The organism is Pseudoclavibacter sp. 8L, from assembly GCF_902506465.1.
Taxonomy (GTDB): domain Bacteria; phylum Actinomycetota; class Actinomycetes; order Actinomycetales; family Microbacteriaceae; genus Pseudoclavibacter.
This window is the reverse complement of record NZ_LR733185.1, coordinates 89,992-105,564: the sequence shown is the minus strand read 5'-3', so window position 1 is coordinate 105,564 and position 15,573 is coordinate 89,992. Positions and strand designations below refer to the sequence as shown.

The 15,573-nt window shown below is 70.6% G+C and carries 8 protein-coding genes and 1 tRNA gene; 3 read left to right on the top strand and 6 right to left on the bottom strand.

All coding sequences use genetic code 11. From position 1 onward, the window contains the following. The 3 genes from GV007_RS00460 (at position 1) to GV007_RS00450 (ending at position 1,850) form a co-directional block, all read left to right on the top strand. Positions 1-786 (top strand): sulfite exporter TauE/SafE family protein, encoded by a 786-nt coding sequence (locus GV007_RS00460; RefSeq protein ID WP_236558220.1) that lies wholly within the window; start codon positions 1-3, stop codon positions 784-786. Positions 787-862: 76 nt separating this feature from the next. Further along, positions 863-938 (top strand) — tRNA-Ala (locus GV007_RS00455). A 159-nt stretch (positions 939-1,097) separates the two neighbouring features. Beyond that, positions 1,098-1,850, top strand: coding sequence for a DUF1345 domain-containing protein (locus GV007_RS00450; RefSeq protein ID WP_160070540.1), 753 nt, complete (start codon positions 1,098-1,100; stop codon positions 1,848-1,850). 25 nt (positions 1,851-1,875) lie between these two features. On the opposite strand, the gene GV007_RS00445 is transcribed toward GV007_RS00450, so the two are convergent. The 6 genes from GV007_RS00445 to GV007_RS00420 form a co-directional block, all read right to left on the bottom strand. Then, positions 1,876-2,145, bottom strand: coding sequence for an acylphosphatase (locus tag GV007_RS00445; RefSeq protein ID WP_160070539.1), 270 nt, complete (start codon positions 2,143-2,145; stop codon positions 1,876-1,878). Positions 2,146-2,304: 159 nt separating this feature from the next. After that, the gene (locus GV007_RS00440; RefSeq protein ID WP_160070538.1) at positions 2,305-3,069 is read right to left on the bottom strand and encodes a 4'-phosphopantetheinyl transferase family protein; all 765 of its coding nucleotides are present in this window, start codon (positions 3,067-3,069) and stop codon (positions 2,305-2,307) included. Next, positions 3,066-3,866, bottom strand: coding sequence for an ABC transporter permease (locus tag GV007_RS00435; RefSeq protein ID WP_160070537.1), 801 nt, complete (start codon positions 3,864-3,866; stop codon positions 3,066-3,068). The genes GV007_RS00440 and GV007_RS00435 overlap by 4 nt, the downstream gene beginning before the upstream one ends. Next, complete coding sequence (locus GV007_RS00430) at positions 3,863-4,846, bottom strand: ATP-binding cassette domain-containing protein (protein WP_160070536.1); 984 nt, start codon at positions 4,844-4,846, stop codon at positions 3,863-3,865. The genes GV007_RS00435 and GV007_RS00430 overlap by 4 nt, the downstream gene beginning before the upstream one ends. Further along, complete coding sequence (locus GV007_RS00425) at positions 4,843-5,052, bottom strand: MbtH family protein (RefSeq protein ID WP_160070535.1); 210 nt, start codon at positions 5,050-5,052, stop codon at positions 4,843-4,845. The genes GV007_RS00430 and GV007_RS00425 overlap by 4 nt, the downstream gene beginning before the upstream one ends. An 80-nt stretch (positions 5,053-5,132) precedes the next feature. After that, positions 5,133-15,560, bottom strand: a complete 10,428-nt coding sequence (locus GV007_RS00420) for a non-ribosomal peptide synthetase (protein WP_160070534.1) — start codon at positions 15,558-15,560, stop codon at positions 5,133-5,135. Between the last annotated feature and the right edge of the window lie 13 nt (positions 15,561-15,573).

Sequence of the window (15,573 nt, the reverse complement as noted above, 5' to 3'; positions counted from 1 at the left end):
GTGACGCCCCGCAGGTCGAAGGGCGGATGGGCGTGGCTCATTCTCACCGGCTTGCTCGCGGGCTTCCTCTCGGGGCTCTTCGGGGTCGGCGGGGGCATCCTCATCGTGCCCGCACTCGTCTATCTGGTGCGGCTCGACACCCGCCTGGCCGCTGGCACCTCGTTGCTCGCCATCCTGCCGTCGGCGATCGTCGGTGTGGTGACATATGCGGTCGGCGGCAACGTCGACCTGCTCCTGGCGGGGCTCCTGGCCGTCGGCGCGATCGCGGGTGCCCCGCTCGGGTCGTGGCTGCTGGAGAAGGTCTCGAAGCGCACGCTGCAGTGGGCGTTCATCGCGTTCATCGGGGTTGTCATCGTCTCGCTCTTCCTCGTCGTGCCGTCGAGGGATGCCGCGGTGCACATCGATCTGCTCGGTGGTGTCCTGCTGGTGTTCCTGGGTCTCTGCACGGGTGTGCTGTCCGGTCTGCTGGGCATCGGCGGTGGAGTCGTGGTCGTGCCGATGCTGGTCGTGCTCTTCGGCTCGAGCGACCTGCTCGCGAAGGGCAGCTCCCTGCTCATGATGATTCCGACGGCGCTGTCCGGCACGATCAGCAACCTGCGACGCAAGAACGTGGACGTGGGCGCCGGTCTCGCGGTCGGTGGCGCTGCCTGTCTCACGACGAGCCTCGGGGGCTTGAGCGCCGCGGCCATCTCGCCGTCGCTCGCGAATCTGCTCTTCGCGGCCTTCCTCGTCGTCATCGCGGTGCGCATGGGCGTGGATGCGTGGCCACGCCGCACCGCTCGGTAGCGACACGCGCTGGCCGCCTCGATTTGGTGCGTCCCAGCTTCTGAGCTATTATTTTCGAGTTCCCGGAAACGGGTGCGGGTCTGTGGCGCAGCTGGTAGCGCACCTGCATGGCATGCAGGGGGTCAGGGGTTCGAATCCCCTCAGATCCACCATGAAGCCCCGGTCAGTCGAAGCTGACCGGGGCTTTTTCGTTTGAGCCGCGTCTCGTTCGCGACGCGCGCCTCCGACGCCCATATCCGGGTGGCCTGATTCGGTGAGATCGGCGAGTCTTGGCTCCGCTTGATTCCCGCCCGATGCGGGAGGATAGCCGCATGGCGAGACGCATCACGGGCGACACTGCACGGGCCAACTGGAGCGCGCTCATCGCGGTGCCGTTCGCAGCGGCCTTCTACCTGTTGGTGGCGAGACGCCTCGGCGTCGAGATCGGCGACACGGTTCGCTACCTCGTGAGCATCTTCATCGTGTTCTGGCCCCTGTTCGGAACGGTGTACCTGGTCTGGACGCACCTCGCGTATCGCACTGCGGACGCGGTGCAGCTGCGTGTCGCCTCGAGGCGAGAGCGCATCACGAAACGCCGCTGGTGGCACCGGCTCGTCGGCTACGGGGGAGCGACGGACTGGACGATGGCGGGCGCCATGGTCGCGGTCGCTCTCACGGTTGCGATCGCGCAGGAACCCGCCTTCCGCGACCAGACCATCTTCGTGGTGCTCGGGCTCGCCACGGTCGCGGCCTCCTGGGCGCTCATGGTCTACGCGTTCGCGTTGGAGTACCTGCGTCTCGATGCCGTCCCTGAGGCTGAGGCGGACCTTGGGGGAGCGGATGAGGAAGAGCGGGGCACCGCGCGCCGGTCGCAGATCGTGTTCCCGTTCGAGGAGGAGCCGCGCTTCGGCGACTACCTCACGCTCGCGGTGCTGATGTCGACGATGGCGGCGACGGCGTCGGCTGAGATCACCTCTCGCCGCGGCTGGCGCATCGCCCGGACCAACGTGGTGCTGGCGTTCGCCTTCAACTCGGTCATCGTCGCCATGATGGTCTCGGTGCTCTTCGGCGGGCTCACGACCTAGCGGGGGGAGGCCAGCCCAGGCAGGTTCAGCGGACGACGCGGAAGCCCTCGGTTCCCTTAGGGGTGCGCTCAGAGACACGAGATGCGGTGACTTCGGCGTACGGGGGCCCCTTGCTCATCCACGCGAGGAGCGCATCGACTTGGTGCTCCTCTCCTTCGAGCTCCGCTTCGACACGGCCGTCGTGCAGGTTGCGGACCCAGCCGCTCACCCCCAGACGCTGTGCTTCCTGCGCCGTGGTGAAGCGGTAGCCGACGCCCTGAACGGTGCCGGCCACGATGACGTTGACTCTCCGCATAGCGACATTGTGCTTTCCGAGCCTGAAATCGGGGAAGACACCGGTCGGTGTGGGGTGGGAAGCACAGCCTTTTCCCACCTGGCGGGCTCGGCCCACCTGGCGGGCTCGGCCCACCTGGGGCGGGCTCGGTCCACGTGAGCGCTCGGGAAGCGTCCCCGGTCAGGCGAGGTGCGAGAGCTCGCCCACGTCGTAGCCGGTGTCCGGGAGACAGCCGAGCTCGGTCAGCAGCTCGGGCATGCTCCACAGCCGCACCTCCTGCGGGCGGTTGGTGGCGATCGATGCCGCCGCGCTGCCGCCGATCGCGAGCGCGCGCACGCTCACGGGCGACGGACCCGATGCTGGGCTGGGCGCGCCGCGGACGAGGCGCCAGGAGGGGTGCCCATCGAGCGGATGCTCCTCGACGAGCAGCGAGGACGGCTCGTCTCGCAGGCCACGGCCGGAGACCTTCAGCGCAGCCTCCTTCGCGGTCCAGAGGGCGATGCGATCGGCGACGCCCACCCGCTGCGTCGGCGCGGGCATCCGCAGCCGCTCTGCTGGGTGCAGGGCGTACGCGTCGAACTCGGACCACAGCTGTGTCGGCACGGTCTCGATGTCGACGCCGATCGCATCCGCCGGGTCTGCGATCGCGACGAGCACCCGGCCGCTCGTCGTCGAGGAGCTGAGCGAGAGGTCGCTGCTCGTCGGCTGCCCGTGGCGCCCGCCGCAGTCTGCGCAGCGGCGGTCGATGTCGAGCTCGCCGGCCAGCTCGAGCGGGACCCCGCGGCCCCAGGCCGCCAGCAGCCGGAGGGCGGCGCGCCCCGCCAGCGTGCGGCGGCGCAGCTCCTCGGTGCTCCGAGCACTGGCGGCGGCGAGATCGTCGGTGCCCGCGCACTGCGACGCGGCGTCGAGCACCTCGTCGATGCCAGCGGCGAGCACGGCGATCATCGGCGGCTGATGCGGCGGTACTGCCACACGGCGATGGGCGCGAAGATCGCGATGATCGCGACGCTGCACAGGAACGCGTACAGGACGGCGTTCTCGGCAGGCCAGCCACCGGCGGCGGTGAAGCCGCTCGGGGCCGCGTTGCCGAAGAGCTCTCTGACGGCGCTGGCGACCGCCGTGACCGGGTTCCACTCCGCGAACGCCCGCAGGGGGCCGGGGAGCATATCGGCCGAGACGAAGGCACCGGAGATGAAGCAGACGGGGAACAGCCACAGGAGGCCGAGGCTCTGTGCGACCTCGACGCTCTTCGCGGTCAGCGCGATGGTCGCGCCGATCCAGGAGGTCGCGAAGGCGAAGAGCAGCAGCAGCGCGAAGGCGGCGAGGACTTCGAGCGGGCCGGATTCGACGCGCCACCCGATCGCGAGTCCGCACGTCAGGATCACGGCGATGGAGATGACGCTCGTGACGAGGTCGGAGCTCGTCCGCCCGAGGATGACGCCGACGCGCGACATGGGGAGCGTGCGGAGGCGATCGATGAGGCCCGACTGCAGGTCTTTCGCGAGGTAGACGGCGGTGAACGAGGAGTTGAAGGTCAGCGTCTGGGCGAGGATGCCGCCGATCAGGAACTGCCGGTAGTCGGCGCCACCTAACGCGCCGCCGAAGACGAAGGCGAGGATGAGGACGAAGATGATGGGCTGCGCGATGCCGGTCACGAGGGCGCCCGGCGTGCGCTGCACGTTGAGCACGTTCCTGCGGGCGACGATGCTGCCGTCGCGGAAGGCTGCGGTGATTGCGCTCATGCGGTAACCGCCTCTCGCTCGTCATTGGTGTGCGCGTCGGCAGACGCGTCGTCGGGTCGCTGTCCCGTGATCTGGAGGAAGACCTCGTCAAGGGTCGGCTGACGCAGCGCCGCCTCGATCGTGCCGATTCCGGCCTCCGAGAGGCCCGCGAGCACGGCCGCGAGATCACGGCTGCCGTTCGGTGCCTTGGCGGTGATGCGCACGGCGCGGTCGTCGAGGGAGGCCTCGCGTCCGATCGCGGCGACGATCTGGAGGGCCCGGTGGCCATCCTCAGCTCGCTCGAGCACAAGATCGATCGCGGCTCCTCCGGCTCGCGCCTTGAGCGCCGACGCGGTGCCCTCTGCCACGATCCGGCCCGAGTCGATGACCGAGATGGCATCGGCCAGCTGGTCGGCCTCCTCGAGGTACTGGGTCGTCAGGAGCACCGTCGTGCCTGCTGTCGCGAGCGTCTGGATCGCATCCCAGGTGTCGCGACGCCCGCGCGGGTCGAGTCCCGTCGTCGGCTCGTCGAGGATCACGACGGGCGGCCTGGCGACGATGGCGCCGGCAAGGTCGAGGCGTCGACGCATGCCGCCCGAGTAGTCGCCCGCGCGCTTCTTGGGGTGCAGGTCATCGAGGCGGAAGTCGCGGAGCAGTTCGTTCGCGCGTGCCTTCGCATCTCGGCGCCGCATGCCGTAGAGCTGGCCGACCATCGTCAGGTTCTCGACTCCGGTGAGCTTCTCGTCGACGGCCGCGTACTGGCCGGAGACGCCGATGCTGCGCCGCACATCCTGAGCCTCGTGCCGGACGGAGTGGCCGGCGACCTGCACGTCGCCGGCATCCGGATCGAGGAGGGTCGTGACGACTCGGACGGTGGTGGTCTTGCCAGCCCCGTTCGGGCCAAGGAGCGCATGAACGGAGCCAGCTGGGATCTCGAGGTCCACGCCGTCGAGCGCAGTGAAGTCGCCGAAGCGCTTCCTGAGCCCGCGGATCGAGATCACGAGACCGCCAGGTCGCGCTCGCGGACGGGCGTGATGTCTCGCCAGTTCTCGGTTACGTAGTCGAGGCAGGCCTGCTTGAGGGCTGGGCCGTAGACGACGACCCAGCCTGCGGGCACGTCGGCGAAGTCAGGCCAGAGGGAGTGCTGCTGCAGCTCGTTGACGAGGACTCGGAACTCTGCGGAGATGTCATCGAACGGATTGGTCATGATGTTCCCTTCTCTGTTCACGCGGGGGTTCGTGAGTGAGGTGGCGCGAATGGTTCTCCAGGTGCTTCGGAGCAGGCTCGCTATCGGTTGGCAACCTGTGCATGTGAATCGGACATGAGCGTGTCGAGCACCGGGGCGATCTCGCGAAGGGAGGCGTCGTCCAGCAGCGCGGAGTGGCGAGCCTGCACTTCGCTCGAGGTGACCCGACCCGTGGCGTGCGCCGCCCAGGCCTGTGGGGCTGGCCGGTCAGCTGGCACGTCGACACGCGCCTCGAACACGTGCAGCCCGCCCTCGAAGGTGGGGATCGGGGTCGTGTCGAGGAGCGCCCCGACGCGCAGGAAGCCACGCACCATGCGGTCGATGCTCCGTGCTGGGATGTCCGCGAGCGGGTTGCCCGCCTCGGCGAGGACTGCGCGCACCGCTTCTGCGTCGAGCTCGCCTGCCGGGGCCGCCACCTCGTTGGCGTCGAGGAACGCGCGCCACATGCGGTCACCGCCGTCGACTCCGGCGACGGAGGAATGCTCTGTCGGGTAGGCGTCGATGATGGCGAGGAGCTCGACATCGTCGCCGCCGCGCTGCAGGTGGGCGGCGAGGTGCTGCGCGAGGCGTCCGCCGAAGGACCATCCGACGATCCGATACGGGCCCTCGGGCTGAACGCTCTTCATGGCCTTCACGTACTCGTCGAGCAGCTCATCGAGCGAGCTGTGCTCGAATTCGTGGTCGACATCAGGGGCGATGCCGGGCAGCTGCAGTCCGTAGAGCGGTCGGCTGCCCTCGAGGTGCGCGAGGAGTCCCGCGAACTTCCAGGAGATTCCGCTGGCTGGGTGGACCGCGAAGAGCGGCTCCTGGCCGGCGGTGGGGCCGTCCGCATCCCGCGCTGGACGCAGCGGCAGGATCATCCGGAGACTCTCCGCGATGTCACCGCCACCGTCGCTTGCGAGGGCAGCGAGGCCCTCGACCGACGGTGCCTGGAAGATGGCTTGCACGGGCAGTTCGGTGCCGAGCGCGTCGTTGATGGCCCGGATGGTCGGCTGCGCGACGAACGAGTGGCCTCCGAGCGCGAAGAACGAGTCGTCGGCGCGGACGTCGTCGATACCGAGCGTCTCCGCGAAGGCCGCCGCGACGGCCAGTTCCGCCCGTGTGCTCGGGGCGCGCCCGGTGCCTCCGCTCGCCTGCTGATCAGGGAGGGCGTCTCGGTCGAGCTTGCCGTTCGGGGTGAGCGGGATGCGCTCGATGACCGTGATGCCGACCGGATGCATGTAGTCGGGCACTCGTCCGCGGACGGCGGCGAGCACCTGCTCGGTCAGCTGTTCCCGCGCCTCGTCGTCCGACTCGGCGGGCAGCTCGCTCGGCACGATCCAGGCCCCGAGCACGGTCTGTCCGGCCGACTCGACGGGAAGGACAATGGCACTCGCGACGCCGGGCTGCTCGGCGATCACCCGGGTCAGCTCCTCGGGTTCCACGCGGTGTCCGCGGATCTTGAGCTGCGCATCGGTGCGGCCGAGCGAGACGACGCGGCTGGGCTCGTCAGGCATCGCATCCCGCACGACCACGAGATCGCCGGTGCGGTACATGCGGCTGCCGTCTCGGGCGAAGGGGTCGGCGACGAAGCGCTCGGCGGTTGCTGCGGAGCGGCCCGTGTAGCCGTCGGCGAGCTGGGGCCCGGAGAGCCAGAGCTCGCCGATGCTGCCCGCGGGTGCCGGTCGAAGGCGGGCATCGAGAACGTGGCCGATGACGTCGCGGGTCGTGGATCCGAGCGTGGGCTCTCGCGTGTCCTCGATGCTGGCGAGCATCGAGTCGACGCCGACCTCGGTCGGGCCGTACAGGTTCCAGGCTCGGGTGCTGGTCCGGCGACGCAGCCAGGTCCACAGCTCGCCGCTGATCGCTTCGCCGCCGAGGAGGAGCGTGAAGCTGTCCGTGGCCGAGAGCGAGTCGAGCCAGTGCTCGAGGCCAGTCTGCGCGGTGAGCGCCTCGACGTAGCTCGGCGTCGTCTCCCATGCCCTGATCTCCCGGTCGGCGAACAGCTGGACAAGCGCCTCCGGGTCACGGCGCACGTCGTCTGCGATGACGTGCAGCTCGTGGCCGCTCGCGAGCCACAGGATGGGGTCCATGGCCGCGTCGAAGCCGACGCCGGTGGTGTGCGCGACGCGGATGCGGCGCTCTGTGGCGTCCGGCAGCAGGGTCGCGCGGTGGCTGCGCAGGAGGCTCGCGAGAGCACGGTGGGGGACCTGGACACCCTTGGGGACGCCAGTCGTTCCGGAGGTGAAGATGAGGTAGGCGGGGGCGTCGAGCTGTGCGGTGCGCACCTCGGAGCTGCTGGGTTCGTCGGCGGCGAAGTCGGCGTCTTCGGCCAGGGTCTCCTCGAGTCCTCCGTCGATGACCAGCGCGGGACGGGCTGCATCGATCATCGCGTTGACCCGCTCGCTGGGGTACTCGGGGTCGATGGGCATCGCGACGGCACCGGCCCGCCAGATTCCGAGGAGCGCGGCGACCGTGTCGATCGACCGTGGCAGGCGGTAGGCGACGACGCCGCCCTGTGTCACGCCGCTGCGACGCAGTGCCAGGGCCACCTGATCGGCTCGTTCGGCGAGGGCCCGGAAATCGACAGCACCGTCTGGGGCGACGACGGCCGGTGCGTCCGGGGTGCGCTCTGCCGCGGCATCGAAGGCTTCGAGCACGGAGCGGAGTTCCGCGTCCGCAGCCGCTTCGTCGTCAGGCCGCCACGCAGGCAGCCGATCCGGGGTGCCCGGGATGGTGATCGACGCGAGGGGCGCATCCGGGGTCTCCGTCGCGACCGTGAGGAAGGCGAGGAGTCGCTGGACGAGGCCGTTGGCCGCTGCCTCGCTGAAGAGCGCGGAGTTGTACTCGAGCACTCCTGGCACGTCAGAGCCGGCTTCGGCCGGGCGCAGAGTGAAGGAGAGGTCGAACTTCGCGCCTCCTGTGCTCTCTGGGGCCACGGGCGAGACGTCGACACCGGGGAGCGCAAGCGGGAGATCGCTCTGCTCTTCCACGGCCAGCATCGTCTGGAACAGGGGGTGGCGTCCGAGGACGCGTTCCGGCGCGACGGCCTCGACGATGCGCTCGAATGGCACCTGCTCGTGGTCGATGCCGAAGAGCGCTGATGCTCGTGCGGCCTCGACGGCGCCGGCCAGGGTGGTCTCGTCTCCGAGCTGGATCCTGAGGGGCAGCGTGTTGACGAAGAACCCGATGAGGTCACTCAGGTCAGCATCCTGGCGCCCCGCCGACGGGGCCCCGATCATGAGGTCTGTGCCCGAGCCCGTTCGCATGAGGAAGCCGGCGAGCGCGCCGAGCCAGCCGTGGAAGCCGCTCGCTGACGTGCCTGCGGCCACGGATCCGAGACCGGTGGCGACGTTCGCGGGGACCGTGAAGGCCAGCTGGCGCGCCGGTTGGGCGCTTCCGGCTTCGCGGGTGCCGTCTGCGCTGAGCTCCAGCACCGACGGTGCACCGTCGAGGAACTCGGTCCAGGCGGTGAGCTCGCGTGCTTCGCTTGCCGCGTCCTCGTGCGCCGTGAGCAGGCGCGCGAAGTCGGCGAATTGAGCAGGCAGCGGACGTCGGAGCGCTGCGGAGCCGCTCCTTCGCGCGGTGTACGCGGTTGCGAGGTCGTGGGCGAGGGGCGCCAGTGAGGCTCCGTCGGTCGCGATGTGGTGGATGACGAGCTGGAGCAGCCAGGATCCATCGCCCAGCGCGGAGAGCCCCGCGCGGAGGGGCAGATCGCGAGTGAGGTCGAACCCGGCGGAGGCGTCGACCGGCTCGCTCTGGAGCAGGCCGGAGACAGGGGGGTGGATGCGCTGCGCGGGTGCCCCATCGGCCTCCGGGTAGCTCGTGCGCAGCACCTCGTGACGGGCGACGAGGTCGTCGAGCGCGCCGGTGAGCGCCTCCCGGTCGAGTTCGCCGTCGAGTCGAGCGCTCAGGACGACGTTGTAGTCGCCGGAGCTCGGCGCGAGTCGGTTGAGGAACCACAGGCGGGCCTGACCGGGGGAGAGCGGAAGCGGCTGTCCGGCCACGCGGGGGTTCGCTGCCGTCCACTCCCGAAGCGGCGGGCGCGCACTGGAGGCCGCCATCTCGGCGTTCGCCGTGCGCTCGCCGGTGCGGCCGAGCAGCGCCAGCAGGCGTGCAGGCGTGGGGGCTTCGAAGATCGCACGGAGCGCCGGTGCGGTGCCGAAGCGCGTGCGCAGCTCGCCGGCAAGCGCGACGGCGAGCAGGGAGTGACCGCCGAGGCGGAAGAAGTCGTCGTCCAGTCCGACCTCGTCGAGGCCGATGACGGCGGCGAATGCCTCGCAGATGGCGCGCTCGTCGTCCGTCTGCGGACGTCGCGAACCGGCGGCGGACTCGGGCGCGGGCAGCGCTGCGAGGTCGACCTTCCCGTTCGGGGTCAGGGGCAGACGCTCGAGCACGGTGACGGTTGAGGGCACCATGTAATCGGGCAGTGCAGCACGGGCGTGGGTGGTGACAGTCTGGGCGTCGACGGTCCCGGCGACCCAGGCGACGAGCCGCGCGCTGTCCTGGCCGGCGGGCGCGTGGATGGTCGCGACTGCGGCATCCACGCCAGCCGTGCGCTCGAGGCTGCGCTCGACATCCCCGAGCTCGATGCGGTAGCCGCGCAGCTTGATCTGGTCGTCGTCGCGGCGGAGGAACTCGAGCTCACCCGATCCGTGGCGGCGGACGATGTCGCCGGTCCGGTAGAGGCGGGTGCCGTCCCCGGAAGGGTCGGCGATGAAGGCGGTCGCGGTCTCGGCGGATCGCCCACGGTAGCCGTGCGCCTCCGAGGCTCCGGCGAGGTGGAGCTCCCCCGGCACTCCGTCAGGCACATCCCTGAGGTATGCGTCGAGGACTCGCGCGGTCACGTTTGCGACGGGGCGGCCGATCCTCACACGTCCTGGTTCGCTGATGCGGGTGACGACGGAATCGACGGCGAACTCGCTCGGGCCGTAGAGGTTCCACGCGTCGACGCCGTCTGCCGCGAGGAGGGAATCCCAGAGCTCACGCGAGACGGCCTCGCCGCCGAGTGCGATGAGCAGGGGCGTCTCGCGGTGCGCGGCCCGGTCGAGGAGTCCCGTGCTGATGAGCTGTCGGACGTAGGAGGGCGTCGTCTCGAGCACGTCGATCGCGGCGTCGTCGACGCGCTGCACGAGCTCGTCGGCGCTTCGTCGCGTGCCGTCCGTTGCCATCACGAGCGTGGATCCGGCGGCGAGCCAGAGGATCGGGTCCCAGGCGGCGTCGAAGCCGAGGCCGGCGACGTGCAGGACGCGCGGGGCTCGCCCGTCGAGGCGTGAGCGCAGCGGGGCGATCATGGCGTCCTCGTGTTGCGCCTGGACGTTGGCGAGTGCGGAGTGCGGGACCTGCACGCCCTTGGGGGTGCCGGTCGTGCCCGAGGTGAACACGAGGTAGGCGGGCTGCTCGGGGCGGGGGAGCTCCGGCAGGCTCGTGTCCTCGGCGCTCTCCCCGAGTGCGACGAGCGCGGCGGGTGCGGCTGCCGGTGTGCCGGAGTCAGCAGCGAGGGCGGCGAGCCGGTCCGCGTCGCTCGCGACCAGCAGCGCGGGCGAGCTCGCCTCGAGGATCTGCGCGACGCGCGCATCCGGGTAGTCGATGTCGATGGGAACTGCGATCGCTCCGCAGCGCAGCGCGGCGAGCACGAGGGTCACCGCATCGCCCGAGCGCGGAAGCGCGATGGCGACGCGGTCGCCGGGACGCACGCCGGAGGCGACGAGCCCCAGGCCCGCGGCGTCGACACGGGCTCCGAGCTCGGCGAACGAGAGGTTGTCGTGCGCGTCCTCGAGCGCAGAGGCCTGCGGCGCACGCTGGATGCTGGCTGCGAGCACGTCGAGGACGGTCCCTTCGACGGCCAGTGAGCGGCCACGGGCCTGCGTGTCGATGCGGTGCCGCGTCGCGGCGTCGACGGCGGGGATGTCCGAGAGGGGATGATCGACCGTCTCGACCATGGCGGCCAGCATCCGGTCGACCGTGTCGCGCATGCGCTCGATCGTCGATTCGTCGAACAGTGCGAGGTCATAGGCGAGCGCGGCCTCGAGCGGCCCCTCGTCGCCAGCGGGCGTCGAGAAGTCGAGCATGAGGTCGGTCTTCACGCCTGCCGTCGTCACCTGGCCAGGGACGGTCACCTCGACGTCGCCGAGGTCGAGCCGGGCTGGCTCGGTGTTCTGCAGCGTCAGGAGCACCTGGAAGACGGGGTGGCGATCGGCGACGCGAGGGGGGCGCACGGCGTCGACGACAGCATCGAACGGCACGTCCTGGTGCGCATAGGCGTCGGTGTTCCCCGCCCGGACGCGCTCGATGAGCTCGGCCAGGGTCGGGTCGCCGACCAGGGAGGTGCGCAGCGCGACCGTGTTGACGAAGAATCCCACGAGCCGCTCGAGCTTTGGGTCGACGCGGCCCGCGACAGGCGTGCCGAGGACGATGTCGGTGCCTGCGCCGTGCTGGCCGAGCGCGGCGGCGACGGCAGCATGGAGGATGATGAAGAGGCTCGTGCGGTGCTTCGAGGCGACGCGGCGCAGCGCGAGGTGGCGTTCGGCGTCGAGCTCGAAGGCGAGGTGCCCGATGTCGCTTGGCCGGCTCCCGCGCTCGCGGTCTCGCGGCAGGTCGATCTCGTCCGGTGCGCCCGCGAGCGCGCGGCGCCAGAAGTCGAGCTGGGTGCTCATGGCACTCGTGGAGTCCTCCTCCGAGCCGAGCGACTCGCGCTGCCACAGCGTGTAGTCGGCGTAGGAGACGGGTAGCGCGGGGGACGGGGCGGCGCTCGAGCCGGCGGACTCGGGAGCCGTGCGCGCCGTGTAGGCCGCGGAGAGGTCGGCGGCGAACGGCGCGAGCGACCAGCCATCCGAGGCGATGTGGTGCATGGTCGCGACGAGCACGTGCGAGGTCGAGGAGCGGCGCAGGAGCACCGCGCGCAGCGGAACCTCGACGGTCACGTCGAAGGGGCGCAGCGATTCCTGCCTGACGATCTCGTCGACGCGGTCCGCGGGGACCTCGACGGCCGTGAAGGAGGGGGCACCCACGTCGATCGGGAGGATGCGCTGGCGCGGCTCCCCATCGATGTAGGGGAAGACGGTGCGCAGCGGCTCGTGGCGCTCCGCGACGTCCCGGAACGCGCAGCGGAGGGCAGCCACGTCGAGCTCGCCGTCCAGGTGCAGCACGACGGGGATGTTGTAGGCGCTCGAGCCGGGCTCGAGGCTGTTCAGGAACCAGAGGCGACGCTGGGCGAGCGAGACGGGGAGCTCGTCAGAATGGGGGATCGGAGCCAGTGGGAGCGCTCGAGCGTTGTCGGCATCCTGGGCATCGAGGGAGGCGAGGCCTGCGACCGTTGGCCGCTCGAACACGTCGCGCACCGTGACCTGGCGCTCGAGGCGTTCAGAGAGGTTCGAGGCGAGCTTCGTGGCGAGGAGCGAGTGTCCTCCCGCGGCGAAGAAGTCCTCGTCGACGCCGATCGAGGTGATGCCGAGCACTTCGGCGAATGCTTCGGCCGTGACGCGCTCCGCACGGGTGCGGGGCTGCTGCACGGGGTCGCTCGGCGCCTGGTCCGGCGCGGGAAGCGCGCGCCGGTCGAGCTTCCCGTTCGGCGTCATCGGCAGCTCGCTGAGGGCGAGCACGCTGCTCGGAACCATGTAGCCGGGCAGCTCGGTCGCGAGGGCGGCCCTGGTGCGCGCGGCCAGGTCCGTGAGCTCGCTGTCGCCGGTCACGTAGCCGACGAGGCGCGCGGAGGCGCCTTCGCCGACCACGATCGCAGCAGCGGCCGAGACGCCGGACTGGCGACGCAGCGCGGCCTCCACCTCGGCGAGCTCGACCCGGTAGCCGCGGATCTTGATCTGCTCATCGATACGGCCCAGGAATCGGAGCGAGCCGCTGCGGCGGCGTCGCACGACGTCTCCGGTGCGGTACATGCGTGTCCCGTCGCCGGCGAAGGGGTCGGCGAGGAAGCGCTCGGCGCTGAGGCCTGGCTGCCCGACGTAGCCGGAGGCGACGTTCGCGCCGGCGAGGTACAGCTCGCCGATCGCTCCGTCTGGAACGGGCGTGAGCGATGCATCCAGGAGGTAGTGGCGGGTGTTGCGCACGGAGGTGCCGATGTGCGGCTCGGAGCCGCTCTCGATCGGCGCGATGAGGCTGTCGACGGTCGTCTCCGTCGGCCCGTAGAGGTTGAGGGCGCGGACATCGTGCTGGGCCGCAAGGACATCCCAGAGCGCGGGTCCGACGGCTTCTCCGCCGAGCGCGATCTCGGTCGGGTAGCGGTCCTGATCGAACAGTCCGCCTGCGATCAGCGCCTCCGCGAATGAGGGGGTCGTCTCGATCGCGTCGATCTCGTGCTCGGCGAAGTACGCGGCGAGCCGCTGGGGGTCACGGCGGACGTCGTCGTCGATCATGTGCAGCTCGTGGCCGGCGAACAGCCAGAGCAGCGGATCCCAGGCGGCGTCGAACGAGAGCCCAGCCGTGTGGGCGACCCTCGCCGGCCTGCCGAGGCGCTCGGCTGCTGGGTCGAAGATCTCCGCCCTGTGGTGTTCGAAGAGGTTCCGGAGGGCGAGGCGGTCGACCCCGACGCCCTTGGGGCGGCCGGTGCTGCCGGAGGTGAACACGACGTAGGCCAGCTCGGAGGGGGCCACCGTGGGGAGGCCGCTGGGGTCCGCCGTCTTCCTGCGCCAGGCGACCGACGTGTCGGCATCGATGGGCAGGGTTGCGACCCGCCACTGCGCTCCCGCCGCCAGGTCGCGCTGCTCCTGCGCCTTGCTCGTGAGCAGGAGCGCGGGTTGCGCGTCTTCGATCATGTTGCCGACTCGGTCGATGGGGTACTCGGGGTCGAGGGGGACGTACACGCCACCCGCCTTGAGGACCGCGAGCACGAGCACGGGGAGATGACGGCTGCGCTCGATGCGCACGGCGACCGTGCGCCCCGCACCCACGCCCTCGCCCACGAGGTGGTGGGCGAGCCGAGTCGAGAGTTCATCCAGCTCGGCGAAGGTGAGCGTGCCGTCTGCGGCGACGACCGCCGTCTCCGCGTCTCGGACAGCCGCGACCTTCGAGAAGGCTCGCAGCACGGACTCCTGGCCGATCGGAACCTCGTCGCCTGAGCCCTGCTCGAGGAGCCCCGCGATCTCATCGGCGCGCACGACGTTGGCGTCGGTGACGGTGGTGGTCGTCGGCTCGTCGAGGACCTGCGAGAGCAGCTCCAGCATCCGCCAGGCGTGCTCGCGCAGGACGTCGCTCGTGTACAGCTCCGCGTCGCCCTCGAGCTGGAGCGTCGGCGCAGCGGCCTCGCTCGTGAGCCCCGAGATGACGACGGACAGGTCATGCACCGGTCCCGTCGACAGGATGTTCACGGTGCCGCGAGCGCGGCCGAAGACCAGTTCGTCGATGACCGGGAGGAGATTGACGGAGGGGCCCGCGAGCGCGTGCGTCTGCGCGACCTCCTCGACCCGGAACTGCTGGTGGGAGACGGCCCCGCGGACCGCGTCACCGGCATTCGCGATGACCTCGGCGAGGCTGAGCCCCGCGGAGACATCGACGCGCAGGGGGAGGATGCTGGAGAGCATCGATGGGGTCGTCTTCGCGATCTTGCCGCGCCGCGCTGTGACCGGGAGGCCGACGGAGACCCGCGCCTGTCCGGTCATCTTCGACAGGTACAGGGCCACGAGGCCCACGGCCGTCTTCGGCATGTCACGACCCAGCCCTCGGAGCCGAGCCGCGTCGGCGTCCGGGATGCTCGTCGAGACGCGCACGACGCGCTTGGCGGCGCGTCCGGTCGTGCCCTCGAGGCCCGTGACGACGCTGTCGTCGGCGAGCTGGGCGCGCCAGTAGTCAGCATCCGCCTCGTGCTTCTCGGACGCCGCGTACTCGTCGAGATGCTCGTGGAGCTCGCGCAGGCTGGGCAGGGGAGACGCGGTCCTCGCGGCGAGGTGCGCGATGGGTCCGGACAGGAGTGTGCCGAGCACGCCGCGAGGGGCGCTCTTCTCGAGCCGGGAGTATGCGCCGGCGAGGTAGCGCAGGCCGACGACGGCCGAGTAGCCGTCGAGGAGCACGTGGTGGACGCGCTGGAACAGGAGCCAGCGCTCCTGGGCGACGCGGTACAGCGTCGTGCCGAGGAGGTCGCCTCCGGTCATCGACCGGGGCGTCTCGAGCTCGAGGTCCATCCGCTCGCGGGCGACCCGGACCGCTTCCTCCTCGCCGAGCTGGCGGAGATCGGTGGTCGTGAGGAGGTCAGCAGTCGGGGACGGGCGCTCGATCAGGGCGTACGGCCCGTCGCCGTCCTCGGCCAGAACGAGGCTCATCGCGTCGAGGTCGGCAACCGTCTTCGTGAACGCGATCCGCAGCAGCCGCTCATCGACCTGGCCGCGGAGATCGAGGTACTGTCCGATCTGGTAGCTGGGGTTCTCCGGGTCGAGCTGCTGGGCATACCAGATGCCCAGCTGCGCTGCCGTGAGGGGAAGGCGATCGGGGGAACCTGCGGTGGTCTGCTGATTCGTGTCGATGCGGCGGCTGGTCTCGGTCACTGTGCGCTCCTCA